General features: G+C 61.9%; 11 protein-coding genes. 8 read left to right on the top strand and 3 right to left on the bottom strand.

Annotation, left to right across the window (positions count from 1 at the left end):
- Positions 1–1,385: 1,385 nt before the first annotated feature.
- Positions 1,386–2,906, bottom strand: a complete 1,521-nt coding sequence (locus tag ACKVY0_RS15435; protein ID WP_409215715.1) for an arylsulfatase — start codon at positions 2,904–2,906, stop codon at positions 1,386–1,388.
- A 218-nt stretch (positions 2,907–3,124) separates the two neighbouring features.
- Positions 3,125–4,213: a hypothetical protein gene (locus tag ACKVY0_RS15430; RefSeq protein ID WP_409215714.1), complete on the bottom strand. Its 1,089-nt coding sequence runs from the start codon at positions 4,211–4,213 to the stop codon at positions 3,125–3,127.
- Positions 4,214–4,221: 8 nt separating this feature from the next.
- Between ACKVY0_RS15430 and ACKVY0_RS15425 the strand changes: the two genes are divergently transcribed.
- From ACKVY0_RS15425 to ACKVY0_RS15400, 6 genes are all read left to right on the top strand, one after another.
- Complete coding sequence (locus tag ACKVY0_RS15425; protein ID WP_409215713.1) at positions 4,222–4,509, top strand: hypothetical protein; 288 nt, start codon at positions 4,222–4,224, stop codon at positions 4,507–4,509.
- Between the two features lie 63 nt (positions 4,510–4,572).
- Entirely contained in the window at positions 4,573–5,832 is a 1,260-nt protein-coding gene (locus ACKVY0_RS15420; protein WP_409215712.1) for an NAD(P)/FAD-dependent oxidoreductase, read from the top strand.
- Positions 5,833–5,867: 35 nt separating this feature from the next.
- The gene (locus ACKVY0_RS15415; RefSeq protein WP_409215711.1) at positions 5,868–8,927 is read left to right on the top strand and encodes a hypothetical protein; all 3,060 of its coding nucleotides are present in this window, start codon (positions 5,868–5,870) and stop codon (positions 8,925–8,927) included.
- Positions 8,908–9,480, top strand: a complete 573-nt coding sequence (locus tag ACKVY0_RS15410) for a DUF1318 domain-containing protein (protein ID WP_409215710.1) — start codon at positions 8,908–8,910, stop codon at positions 9,478–9,480. The genes ACKVY0_RS15415 and ACKVY0_RS15410 overlap by 20 nt, the downstream gene beginning before the upstream one ends.
- On the top strand, positions 9,477–9,800 hold the full coding sequence (locus tag ACKVY0_RS15405) for a hypothetical protein (protein ID WP_409215709.1): 324 nt from the start codon (positions 9,477–9,479) through the stop codon (positions 9,798–9,800). Before ACKVY0_RS15410 ends, ACKVY0_RS15405 begins: the two co-directional genes overlap by 4 nt.
- A 41-nt stretch (positions 9,801–9,841) precedes the next feature.
- Positions 9,842–10,399 carry a L,D-transpeptidase gene (locus tag ACKVY0_RS15400; protein WP_409215708.1) on the top strand — a complete coding sequence of 186 codons (558 nt, stop codon included), beginning with the start codon at positions 9,842–9,844 and terminating at the stop codon, positions 10,397–10,399.
- 174 nt (positions 10,400–10,573) lie between these two features.
- Here the strand turns inward: ACKVY0_RS15400 and ACKVY0_RS15395 are convergent, their stop codons facing one another.
- Positions 10,574–10,795 carry a hypothetical protein gene (locus ACKVY0_RS15395; RefSeq protein WP_409215707.1) on the bottom strand — a complete coding sequence of 74 codons (222 nt, stop codon included), beginning with the start codon at positions 10,793–10,795 and terminating at the stop codon, positions 10,574–10,576.
- A 99-nt stretch (positions 10,796–10,894) separates the two neighbouring features.
- On the opposite strand from ACKVY0_RS15395, the gene ACKVY0_RS15390 reads away from it, so the two are divergent.
- Both ACKVY0_RS15390 and ACKVY0_RS15385 read left to right on the top strand, forming a co-directional pair.
- Positions 10,895–11,305 carry a hypothetical protein gene (locus tag ACKVY0_RS15390; RefSeq protein ID WP_409215706.1) on the top strand — a complete coding sequence of 137 codons (411 nt, stop codon included), beginning with the start codon at positions 10,895–10,897 and terminating at the stop codon, positions 11,303–11,305.
- A 12-nt stretch (positions 11,306–11,317) separates the two neighbouring features.
- Positions 11,318–13,315 (top strand): hypothetical protein, encoded by a 1,998-nt coding sequence (locus ACKVY0_RS15385; RefSeq protein WP_409215705.1) that lies wholly within the window; start codon positions 11,318–11,320, stop codon positions 13,313–13,315.
- The last annotated feature ends 12 nt before the right edge of the window (positions 13,316–13,327 follow it).

Raw genomic sequence — 13,327 nt, 5'->3', positions numbered from 1 at the left:
GTGGCGCGTGGCCCGCCTTCTGGTCGGATACACTGCTGTTGGACTGAGCCGCTGCGTGCCCACGATTCCCTTATCGGGGTTTGTATCGGCTGCCTTGAATGCTTGTGTGCGGTCTGCTCAGGTTGATTGCTTTGTGGGTGGCCTCAAACTGCCTTGCCGGTGCTTCGACACTGCTGCTGTTCAGGTCTTGGCGGCTGGGTTTTGGCTCGCGCAGGTGCTTTGTCTTGTGCACTATCTGCCAGGCATCTGCCCTTGGGCTGTCACTGGAGCGGACGATTGATCCGAAACGTCCGCTGCTGCGGCAAAAGCAGCAGTTGCTGAGCGTGTTCGATGCCACTCTGGCCCGTGCGCAAGTGTTGGTGGCGAATCTCTCGCCAACAGACCTTCAGTCTCGGCGAGGAAGATCGCGGCCGCTTCAAGGATACCGAACCCTCCATCATCCAGGGCAAAGACCTCGACGTGCCGACTTGGATGCGCTTGAAGAAGCTGCGCCGGAAGGGGGAGGCACTTGCAAAACCTCGGCTTCAGAGTTCCGGCCTGCCATCTTTTACCAGATGCCTTGGGTGTTGGACGGTTGGGCAGGATTCAGATGGTAAAAAATGGTGGGTAAAAGATGGCCAAGCAGGGGTTTTGCAAGTGGCTCGGGGGGTTAGAGTTCATCCTGGAAGTTCATACGCTCGCGATGCCTCAAGCATACGCGCCAGACCGCGCCAACGGCGCGAAGGAACCCAGCCCAGGGCAAAGGAGCCTTGGCGAGTGCCGCCCTGGGGTGGCGGAGCAATGTGGTACTCATAGGACCGAAGGTCGCGCTCTGAACGAGCGCAGGAACGGCTGCGGCAGCTCTCCTGCGCTCTTTCAGAGCGCCATGACCTTGACCTTGATGGAGGGTGCAGCGCCGGAATGATGTAGGATGAGTGTGGCGTCAGCCCGCTCGTCATTTGGGCGTACGCTGGCCGCGCGAGGGCCAAGAAGTCGGGCGGGCTATCGCCACACCCAACCTACGCCATCATTCCGGCGATACACCGTTGATGGACCCACATGATCCCATTGTACTATCTGCCAGGCATTTGCCGTGTCGGATGCCGTTGCTGGGCAACAAAATGTCGGTTTGCGCGCACGGGTGCGTATCAATGACTGCCATGCAGTGCATCAACAAGTCTCATGACTCCCGACGCAATGCTATGGGGCAGGGAACGTAGGCCGGGAGTGTTTGGCGCTTGGAGTGCCGGTACTGAAAACGCCTTCTTCGCCAAACTTCCCGGCTTGGCGAACGTCTCGCGGCCTGCGCAGCCCCCAAACCAGCCGGGAAATCCGGCGAAGGATACCCATGACATCGACGAAGCGGTGAGCGCCGGACACTCCCGGCCTACGACCGGAGTCCCAGGTCACTTCCCGCCAAACTGCTTTTGATACAACGTCTTGAACGGGTTCTCGGCGGCGAGCGGGGCTTTTTCGTTCACGAGCAGCGGCTGCACGCTGTCCCACCACTGGCCGTAGGCGGCGGTGAGTTGTTTCACGACATCGGGATTGGCGGCGGCGAGGTCGGTTTGCTCGCCGGGGTCGGTTTGGAGATCGAAGAGCTGCCACTTGGGCTGGGCGACGGCTTCAGGACCGGCGTTGACGATGGCCGGGGCTTGTTTTGGCGCGGCGGCGGCCTTGGCTTTGTTTTTGGCCCTGGCTTTGGCATTTGGATTGCCGCCACGCGCTTCGCTGACGAGGTGCCAGCGGGTGGTGCGGACGCTGCAATTGGTGAACTGGTACTTCTGCGGGTCGGCATCCTTCGGCCAGCGGCCGACGTGGGTGAAGAGCTGGCGGTCGGCCCATTCGGCGTTCGGATTTTCGAGCAACGGGACGAGGCTGCGGCCTTCGACCTGGGCTTTCACGTCGTCGCTGAGCTTGGCCCCGGCGAGTTCGGCGAGGGTGGGGAAGAAGTCGATGTGGGCGCAGAGCTGATTGACGGGCGCGGGCTTGAGCGTGCCGGGCCAGCGCCACAGGCTGCTGGCCTTGATACCGCCCATCCACGGCGTGCCTTTGGCGGCGTGCAGACCGGCGTTGTAGGTCTTCACGCCGGCGGTGCCGCCGTTGTCGTTCATGAAGATGACGAGCGTGTCGTTCTCGATGCCCCATTCCTTCAACTTCGCGAGCAGGAGGCCGAGGTTTTGATCAATGTTGTGCAGCATGCCGAAGAAGCTCGCGGCGTCATCTCCCTCGGCCTTGCCGTCATACAGCGCCTTGTCCTCGGGCCGGGCGATGTAGGGGCCGTGCGGGGCGTTGGTGGCGATGTGGCAGTAGAAGGGCTGCTTGCCCTTCACGCTCTCGATCCACTGCTTCGCCTGCGCGAAAAACACGTCGGTGCAGTAGCCTTTGGTCTTCTCGAAGGTGCCGTTGTGCAGGATGGCGGGGTCGAAGTACTTGTTGCCGGGCGCATCGCCGCAACTGCCGGGATAGGTCTGCCCGATGCCACCGGCGCCGTGGATGAACATCTCGTCAAAGCCGCGGGCGCTGGGCCAGCGGTCGGGTTCGTCGCCGAGATGCCATTTGCCGAAGATGCCGGTGGTGTAGCCCGCTGTTTTGAGCACCTGCGCCAGCGTGGTGGCCTTCGGCGTGAGGCGTTCGCGCTCCAGGATGGTGTGCGTGATGCCGTTTTTGAATTCGTGACGGCCGGTGAGCAGCGCGGAGCGGGTGGGCGCGCAGGTGGGGCTGACGCAGAAGTCCTCGAAGTGGACGCCCTCGGCATTGAGGCGGTCCATGTTCGGCGTTTTGAGCACGGGATTGCCGTGGCAGCTCATGTCGCCGTAGCCCTGGTCGTCGGTGAGCAGGAAGATGATGTTCGGGCGCTTGCCGGCGAGTTCGGCGTGAACGCTGAGGACACAAAGCAGGGAGAGTAGGAGGTGGCGGAGCAACATGGTGATGCGCTCAACGACGCGGAGCCGTGCGAGCTTTCGCTTTCTTAGCTTGCATGGCTCACACTCGATCTGTGGCGACGCGGGGTTGTAGCGCGGAATTCGCTTCGCGGCTACGCAGCCGATTCCGCGACGGTGCCGACTCGGTATCGGAATACCGAGCTACAACAAGGCCGCCGACACGCTGCTTCACTTGCACAAGGGAGTGTGAGATCGGCAGGTTACTGCGGCGCTGACATTGCCGCATCCACCACGATGTCGGTCCAGTCCTTGAGCGTGAGTTTGCGCACGGCAATCCATTCGCTGGCACGCTGAGCGTCGAGATCAGCGAGGGCAGTGCCGACGCTGCCATCCAGTGCGCCGGAGATCGGCATGAGCGTCTGCCATTGCACGCGCAGTGGCGCATTGAGATAAACGGGCGTGACGCCGGTGGGCTGTTCGCCGCGCCAATCCACGGCGATGCCCTGGCTGGCACACAAGGCGCGCAGGTAATCGTGGACCGTGTGCCATGCGGCGTTGGTCGCGGGCATCGTATCAAAACGTCCCGGTGGCGGTGGGGGCGGCGGCACTGCGGGCGGCTGCGTGAGGATGGTGAAATCAGCGGCAGCCACCAGCGCGGCAGAGGCGGCGGCAGGCGCAGAGGCGGCGGCAGGCATGGGAGGGCGTGGCGTCATTTTTTCGGCGAGGTCTGAAGCATGCGTCGCCCGCGCCTCGGGATGCTGCGCCCGCAGTGCGTGCCACAGCAGCGGGAGATCAAAATCACACGGTACTTCGATTTGCACCGCGTCCGTGCCGTGGATGCGAAGGCAGTGCGGGAAGATGCCAAAGCGTGGCAGATACCGGGAGGTGAGGTGAATGCCAAGAACGCTGCCACATGGAATGAGCCACACATGATGCAGGCCGTCATGCCACAGCGTGGCTGCCGGTGAAAAATGAAAGCCCAGCGCATGACCGCCATGCTTGCCGATCTGGTTGCGCCGCCATTCGCGCACGATGGTGTGGCCGAAGGGCAGGCCAAACAGGAGCAGCACCACCAGCAGCGGCGCCCATTCATCCGCTTGATCGAACGCACGCAGACCCTGCTGCCGCAGCGAGATGACGATGACCAGCGCCAGACCGGACAGTATGCCGATCTGCGCCCACGGCAGCCAGCGCCGCCGCGGCACCTCGGGCGGACGGGCTGCGAGCCAGGCACGGGTGGCCGCTGGCAGGTCTGCCAGAGATGATGAGTGAATGGATGACGGCTTGCTGATGGCGGCGGAGTATGGCAGAACGGCGGAGGCTGCAAAGTGCAAAACCCGACCACTCATCACGCCGCATGGACACCACTCCCAATCCCAAACTCCTGAAACTATGCGATGAGCTGCTGGCGGGCGGCGTGGTCAAGACGCGGCAGTATGTGCCGGATGGCTCCCATGTGGACTGGCTGATGCGGCCATTGCCGGACGGCCGCTTTCATCTGCAAGACACCCCCGTGGAGGTGTGGCAGGACGCGGGCAGCGTGGGCATGGCCAGTTATCCCGGCAAAACCAGCGATCATTACTGCACCAGCGCGACACTGCTCGATACCTTGCACGAACTGCTCGGTCCTGATCCCGCGCTGTGAAATGCGCGCGGATGGTTCTGCAATCCTGATGCAACCGTGGCTGCGCCTGCTAACATGACCACTATGAACACGGACTCTTCCTCCCAACCCCGCGTGGTGATCATCGGTGCCGGCTTCGGCGGACTGGCGGCGGCGAAGGCGCTGGGCGGGCAGCCGGTGCAGGTCACGGTGTTGGATCGCGAGAATCATCATCTGTTCCAACCGCTGCTGTATCAGGTGGCCACGGCGGGACTTTCGCCCGCAAACATCGCGCAGCCGGTGCGCAGCATTCTGCGGCGGCATGAGAACATCGAGGTGCTGATGGCGGATGTGAGCGGCTTTGATCTGGAAAAGAAACTCGTGCTCGCAGGCGGGCGCAGCGTGCCGTTTGATTATCTCATCGTCGCTACGGGTGCGCGGCATGGTTATTTCGGCCACCCGGAGTGGGAGCAGTTCGCGCCGGGCTTGAAGACGCTCGAAGACGCGCTCGACATCCGCCGCCGGCTGCTGCTGGCGTTTGAACAGGCCGAGGCGGCGAGTGATCCGGTCGAGCGTGAGCGGTTGCTGACGTTTGTGATCGTGGGCGCAGGCCCGACCGGCGTGGAAATGGCGGGTGCGATCGCGGAAATCGCCCGCGAGACGATGCTGCGCGACTTCCGGCGCATCGATCCGCGTGAGGCGCAGGTTTTGTTGCTCGATGCGGCGGAGCGGGTGCTGCCGACGTTTGCCGCCGAGCTGTCGCAGAAGGCGGAAGAGCAGCTCCGGCACTTGAAGGTGACGGTGCGGCTCGGCGTGAGCGTGCAGGGCATCAACGCGGAGGGTGTGAGCACGAAAGACGGTTTCATTCATGCACGCACGGTGATCTGGGCGGCGGGCAATGCCGCATCGCCACTGGTGAAGGCACTGCCGGGCACGTTTGATCGTGCGGGGCGCATTCAGATCAGCGCGGCGCTCCATCTGCCGGATGCGCCGCACATTTACGTCATTGGCGACACCGCGCTGTGCCTCGGCAAGGACAACAAGCCGCTGCCCGGCGTCTCGCCGGTGGCGATGCAGCAGGGCGCGCATGCGGTGCGCAACATCCTGGCACAGATCGCGGGTCGGCCGGTGCAACCCTTCGCCTACTGGGACCGTGGCAGCATGGCGACGATCGGGCGGCATCGAGCGGTGGCGGATGTGAACTTCGCGAAGTTCAGCGGCCTGCCCGCGTGGCTGGCGTGGGTGTTTGTGCATCTCATCTTCCTGATGAGCTTCCGCAACCGCCTCTCGGTCTTCCTGATCTGGGTGTGGTCTTACTTCACGCGGGCGCAGGGGGCGCGGCTGATCACGGGAAAGAAGACGTAGCCACGGTGTGGGGCGCGACGTAGTGAAGTGCAGCCGTGAAACAGGAGACTCCGCCACCCAAACGCCGCCGTCGCTTGCTGCGCTGGATGCGTCGGCTGTTCTATCTGGGATGCATCGGCATCGTCCTGCTCGCGGGCGCAGGCTGGTGGGCGTGGTCGGAACGCGTGACGGTGGTCAATTCACTGCTGCTGCGCCTGGGAGGCGATGTGCAGGTAAAGTTTGCCGCGTTGGATTGGGTCAACGGCGTGCTGCATCTCAAGGAGGTGAGCGCCACGCATGTGCCGACGGCGCAACGACTCGTGGAAGCGGGTCGCATCGAATGGCAGCCCGATTGGCGCGAGTTGCGCGGAAAAAATCTTGGCAGCGTGAAGATTGAAGGCGGATCGGTGGATATTCCGCTGACGATGTTCTCGAAGCCGGGCAGTGGCAAGGCTGCTGCCGACGGAACGGCCGCTGCCAGTGCGTGGCGGCTCGATTCGCTGGATCTGGCTTCGACGAAGGTGACTATACGCGACGAGAAACCAGCACCGCTGATGAGTGCGACGGTGCAGGGCAACGTGCGCGGCGGCACAATGGCGGGAGCGTTTGAAGCGGCCGTCATCAAGGTGACGGACCTCGTGTGGCAGGACAAACCTCTGCTGAGCAGCCTGCAGGTCGAAGCGGCGATGAAGGATGGCAAGATTGAGATCAAAAAAGGTTCATTGCGTGCCGGGCACATCGATCTGGCGTGGGTGAAGGCATTCAGCCCGGCATTGAGCGACCAACTGCCACCGCTGCGTGGCGGAGTTCAATTTGAGTGGGAGGGGCATGATCTGGCGTTTTCACGCGATGGATTGATTGCAGGAGGCACACATGAGCTGCGGTTAAAAAACCTGTCGCTGCAACCGCTGGCTGATGCGGGCGGAGTGAAGGCCGCTGCGGTCGAGGTGAAGCTGTCACAGGATTTGAACGGCGTCTGGCATGTGGAGCATGGATTGCTGCTGAAGCCGGAGATCGAGTGGACGCCGGAACTGGAAGCTGCACTGCTGCCGAAAAGTGAATCGAAGCAGGCGTCCGCGTGGAAGCTGCAGGTGGATGGGATGGAGGTGAGGGATGGGAAGGTGGTGTTGTCGCCGACGAAGCTGTCGCCGGTGGCGGGTGAGTTTGGCTGGAGCACGAAACTGGTGGCGCTGGAGATTTCACCGGCGGGCATGCGCTCAGCCTCCAAGCAGCGGCTGGTGCTGGAGAATCTGTCGTTGCGTTGGGGCCGAATGGACCCAAGCCTCAAACCGCGCCCCTTTGCCACGGCGAAAAACGGCGTGCTGGAACTGGTGCCGGACAAGCTGCGTGAGTTGTGGTTCGTAGAGTCGCTGGTGCTCGATGAGCCGCACTTTGAATTCACGCCTGAGAACGGACCGTGGTTTGACAAGGTTGTTGCGGAGCCGGTGAAGCCGCTGTCGGCCAATCCTGAGCCGACGTGGTGGCGCCGGTTGCAGTTTGGCATGCTGACAGCACAGGGCGGTGCGGTGGCGGTGGCGATGAAGCTGGCGGAGCGGGTGGAGATTTCGACTCACTTTGAGATTGCCACCGAACAGGCGAAGCAGCGGCTGAGCATCGCGGATACGCGGGTGCGCATCCCGACGCGGGCGAATCTGCCAGTGCTGAGTTTTGAAAAAGTGGAGGCGGTGGCGGCACTGCCGGAGATGTGGCGCACGCGGCGGGTGGAGAGTCTGAAACTCACCGGCGGCCAGACCGAGGTGGGTGATGCGTTGATGACGTTGTTCAGCGGTCAGGCGGCGGTGGTGGAAGAAAAAGCAGAAGCGGTGGCGGCACGCTGGACGGCGGGCAAAATTGAAGTGGAGAAGCTGGGCGTGACGCTGATGAGCATCGCACCAGGGCTGCCGCCGGTGCGCTTTGATGTGACGTTCAGCGCGAACGAGACGCCGCTCGATCTCGATGGCCTCGCCGAAAATGTGGAGCCGCAGCAGATCGTGCTGACGCGGCTGCGCATTCCCTCACCGCATGAACCGCTGCGCACGGTGGCGGAGATGGACATGATTCAGGTGACCTACACGCTCGATGGTCTGCTGCATCGCAGGATTGACCGCGTGGAGATCGTTTCACCGTTGCTCTATGTGGGCGAAGATTTGTTCTGGTATGTGGAGAACTATCGCAAGTTCATGAAGGGGGAAGAGCAGGTGCCGGACGCCACGGTTGGCCCGACACAGCCACCGAAACCCCGGGTTCCAGGCTGGCGGGTCGATACGCTGGCAGTCGCGGATGGCAGGCTGGTGCTGGCACCCAAAGGTGTGCCGCTCAGAGGGTTCAGCAAGCCGTTCCCCTTCAGCTTCACCACGAAGCTGGAAAGCGGGCAGCTCGACGCGGAGTTCGAGATTCCTACTGATAATTACACGCTGGAGCACCTGAAGCTGGAGTTTCGCGGCATGAAGGGCAAGGTGCTGTTCAACCTGCCGATGAAGGACCGGAACAACAACCTGACGGAGACCTTCACGGTGGAGCAGGTGCGCTGGAAGCAACTCCACCTCGAAAAGGCACACTTGAGCGTGACGTACGACACGAACGGCATCTACGGCACGTTCGGCGGGGCGGCGTATGGCGGCTACGTGAACGGCGCGTTCGACATCTACCTGGATGAAGCCTACACCTGGGACGGCTGGGTGTCGGGCGTGGGCGTGGACTTGGGGCCGGTGACGACGGTGATGTTTCCCCGTTATTTTCTGCTCAATGGCGTGGTGGAGGGCAAAATCATCGCCACCGGAAACAAGAGCGAGCTGTATCAGGCGGATGGCGAGTTCAAAAACCGTTCGCGGGGGAAATTCAGCATCGCGGCGCTCAATGACATGATCGCGGCGCTGCCGCAGGCAATGACCGGCACCCTCACCGACCAAATAACCCGCATCGGACTGGAAACGCTGCGTGACTTTGAGTATGACAGCGTCGATAGCAAAGCACGCTTCTACGGACGAGAGGGCCGCGGGCATCTGCGGTTCATCGGCCCTTACGGCGCACGCAATTTTGACATCAATGTCTATGACCACCGCTGGAAAGAGGAACCGCGCAAACCCACCACCGCAGATGCAGTGGCGACACCTTGATTGGCTCCTGCTGCCGGTTTGCACGCTGGCGCTGGCCGCGTGCAAGCAACTGCCCGCGATCCCGCTCACGACACCGAAGCCGTTGGAGGTGAACCTGAACATGCGTCTCGATGTTTATCAGTATAATGGCGACGAACCGCTCGATAAGGAGGCCACGAAGAGTGCCAGCGAGGCCACGGAGCGCATGCGCAACCGCATGGCGGAGGTGCAGACGTTGAAAAACAACCATCTCGTGGGCGAGGATCATCGCGGCCTGCTGCAGGTCCGTGAAGTGCCCGCCGGTGACTGGGGACCTCAGATGAAAAAAGCCGTGGCCGCCGAAAACGAGGATCGTGTTCTGCTCATGCGCCAGAAAGCGAAGGAATCGAACCGTGCGCTGCACGAGATCGAAGGGGAACAGTGGCGGCTGCGCACGCAGCAGGCGAACACCGGCGAGTGGATTGAAGTTCCCGGCGCGGCTCCAGGTTCGTTTCAATGGCAACGTGTCGGTGCGGCAACAAATCCCGCCGCCACGACCACGACATCAGACACTCCACCCAAGCCCACGCCATGAAACTCAGCGTTTTTCTCCTCATCGCGCTGCTCCTCGCTCTCGTCTTCACGAATCCGAACGAGGCCGAGTTCCGCGTCCACATGCAGCAGAAGTACGGCATTGCCGGTTCACTGAGCCTGAAAGTGGCCTCGATCTTCTCCGCTGGCACCAGCAGTGGTGTGTACCGCGAGAATTATTTCCTCTTCAGCCGCTTCTACATCGGCGGTGACGGCATTTTGCCGCGTGCGGATCTGGCCTGGGGCGTGGCGGGGAAGTTTTTCGACATCGACGAAGACGAAGCGGCGAAGAAGGGCGGCCGGGAAAATTCCACGCGATTCTGATATTCATGCGGCTGCTTGTCCTGCTCGTTGGGAGCCTTTTCATGTCCAGTTGCACGCTGCTGCAACGCAAGCCGCCGCCAGTGCTGCCAAAGCCGGTGTATCACATCGACGCAGCTCTCGCCGGCGTTTTGAAGCCGGAGGATTCGCGCATCGAAATCGATCTCAGCAGGCAGGAAATGCGCCTGTTGAACGCGGACAGGACGCCGGTGGTGGTGACACAGATTTCCACCGGCAGACACGGCAACCCGACGCCCACGGGAGATTTCAAGGTGCTGGAGAAGCTGCCGACGAAGTTTTCAAACCGCTACGGCAAGTTCGTGAGGCCGGACACGCGCGAGGTCGTCGTCTGGCGCACCTGGGAGCATCAGGGGCCGCCGCCGCCCGGCACCGAATACGAGGGCTACGAGATGCGGTACTGGCTGCGCATTACCTGGCCCGGCGTGGGCATTCATCATGGCGAATTCAAACCGGGGGAGCTTTCCAGCAAAGGCTGCATCCGCACGCCCATGGAGCCGCAGCGGGTGATCTGGGAGCATGCACGGGTGGGTACGCCGGTGCGCATCACGGGCAGCATTCAGGGCTATCCCGATGCGCAGTGAATCTGCATTTCGCACACTCCGGGTAAAAGAATGACACTGAGTTATCGCAGCCGTCATCCCCAAGGGCTCAGTGCTCAGTTTGAAAACCAGCGGCATCTTTCCGACTGAGCACTAAGCACTGAGCACTGAGCACTGAGCACTTCAGGGTGCCTGGGGTGCGGAATACGGGGAAGCCTACTTGGCCTCGGCCTCGGGCGGCGCTTCCTCCACTTTTTTCGCCACCGGCAGCTCTACGGTCACCCGCAATTCCCACGCCCGGTTTTTGATGGCCCATACCAGTACTGCGAAGCCGATCAGCCCCAGCAGCACCAGATGAATCATGCAGCCTTTCGCACAGCCGGTGCGCTCAAATGAGTCGCGGTAGGTGCGGATGCTGGTTCTGCCGAAGTTGCTCATGGACGCAACCTTGTGCCATCTTGGATTGGACAGCCAGCAATTGTCGTCGAATTTCCGGCGGCCTGCCCAGCCCCCGAATTTAATTTCTTCATTCATCCCATGCCACGCCGTGCCCAATCTGGAGTCCGCCCCGCCCACTGGCTGGGATTGATCGTCATCCTCGCCGTCATCGGTGGTGGTGGTTACGCCTTGATGCACCGTGCCACCGATCCGATGACCGGCATCACCGAGCTGAGCACGGATGAGTTCATGGAAAACGCCACGGCCATGAGCGGCAACGTTTACAAGGTCGAGGGCATCGTGGACGACCGCCTCGACAAATGGCGCAGCACCGACGGCCGCCTCTTCAGCGTCCAGATCAGCGATGGCACCGGCTCCGGTACTTTCGTCCCCGTCTGGGTGCCGCCGGATTACCAGGGCGCCAATATCCAGCGCGGGCAACGTTACACCTTCAAGGTGCGTGTACAGGAAAACGGCGTGCTCGAAGTGCTCGAACTGCTCAAAGTCTAACCGTCCCCGCTTATGAAACACATGCTTCGCCTCGTTCTTCTCGCCGTGGTCCTGCCGTCGGCATTGCTGCAAGCCCAGGTGCTGCCCGGTTCGACCGGCGTCGGCCAGCCAGCCGCCCCGACGACTACCAACTCGAACAACAACTACAACATCGTCCCCGGCACCGCCGCCGACCGCCAGACCGACACCCAGACCGGGCTGACCAACATGCCCATGGGCGATCCCGGCAGCGAAAACGTGGCCTTCAACGGCAAGCTCTGGAATGTGACGAACAACCGCCTCATGCGTTCGCGCTTTGAGACCTATCTCACCACACCCGAGGCAAAAAGCGCCGAAGATCAGGCCTACCGCGATGTGATGGCGCAGATCATGGAGCTGCTCGCCCCTACGCACAAACAAGCGCCTGATCCTGTCACCCAGAAGCAAGCAGTGGGGCCTGAATTAATGAAAGCCTTCGCGTTGCTGCCCGAGGCCGGCGCTGCCAAAATCGACGGCGGTCTTTGCAATGCCGTCGCCAACTCCATCTACGACGTATGGCTGTCGCAGAGAAAGCAGCAGAATCTCAAGCTCGCCAACAACGCCATGCTCGATCGCCGCAAGACTCTCGAATGGAATGCCGAAATGGGTCTTAACAACACCCAGCTTGCTCCGCCCAAGAGTGGCGGTTCCGCCAAGTCGGGCGCAGGTGGTCAGCAGCAGGCCAATCAAACCGCCCAGCAGAACAGTGCCATGACCGGCCGCACCTCCGGCTACATCAAAGGCATCGCCGAGATCGAGGCCCGCATGAAGCTCAACGAAACCGCCGCTGGTCTCTCCGAAATCACCAGCAAGACACAGTTCCAGGCGCTCATCATCCAGATGTTCCTCCAGCGCCGCTTCGAGCACGCCGTCATCGCCTGCCGCTTTTACCCGAACCTCTTCAAAGACGGCGAAAGCGTTCTCCAGCTCGACAAAGACAGCGACGTGCAGAAGATGCTCTCCGCCAGCTTCGGCGTCCCGCCCACCATCAGCATGATCGACGGCCTCTCGCTGGAGGCCATCCGCACCGTGGATGAGTCGCTCGTCTCCTTTGAAAACCTCGTTGCCCGCCGCGATGTGGACAGTGCTGGCAATCGCTTGCTTGAAGCCTTTGGCGTGGGCGAATACCTCCCCCGTGTGCGTCGTCTCCCGATGAGCGAGAAGCTCAAGGTGCTCGATTTCGTCCGCAAAAAGAACAAGCTCCTCAGCTTCCTCGAAATGAAGGACTATGCCAGCGCCGAGCAGGTCGTCACCGATCTGCGCAGTGCCTCGGAGGACTTTGAGTACGCCAAGCCACTCGCTGCCATCCAGACGGCCAAATCCGTCAGCTCTCTGCACATCAGCAAGGCCCGCATGGCCATGGCCAACAAGGACACCAAAACCCTGGAGACCGAGATGAAGGCCGCCACCGAGATCTGGCCCACCAATCCCGACCTTGCCGGCTTCAGCGGCGATCTCGTCAAAGGCAGCGACATGCGCGCCCAGGCCCTCATGGAGTTCGACCGCCTCCTCAGCCAGCGCAATTACCGCCAGATCTTCGAAAATCAGGCCACCTTCATCGCCTCCGTCGCTGACGATCTCACCCGCAAGCAGCAGCTTGAAAAAGTGCTCAAGGACATGGGCCGCCTGGAACTTATCGTCGGTGGTGCCAAGGAAATGGCCTCCAGCAGTCCGCCTGCCGCTTGGGAGAAAGTCGAAAAAGAATCCGTGCAATTCCCCGACGATCCCGTGCTCAGCAAGCTGCGCGCCGATCTCGGCGTCAAGGCCAGCGAATTCGTCAACGCCATCGAGAACGGCCGCCAGCACGAGGAGAAAAAGCAGACCGGCTCCGCCATCGCCTGGTATCTCAAAGCACGCCGCATGCATCCGCCCAGCGAACTCGCCCGCGATGGCCTCAAACGTCTCGTCGAAGCCGTCAAAAACGGCGATGAGCCGCCGGCTGCGGTCGAACCGACGACTTCAGCGCTCGCTCCTTCCGCCCAGGTGCAGTAATCAGCGCATCAC

The organism is Prosthecobacter sp. (assembly GCF_046154365.1).
Classification (GTDB): Bacteria; Verrucomicrobiota; Verrucomicrobiia; order Verrucomicrobiales; family Verrucomicrobiaceae; genus Prosthecobacter.
The sequence above is the reverse complement of the archived record's forward strand: the minus strand, read 5'-3'. Positions and strand labels throughout refer to the sequence as shown.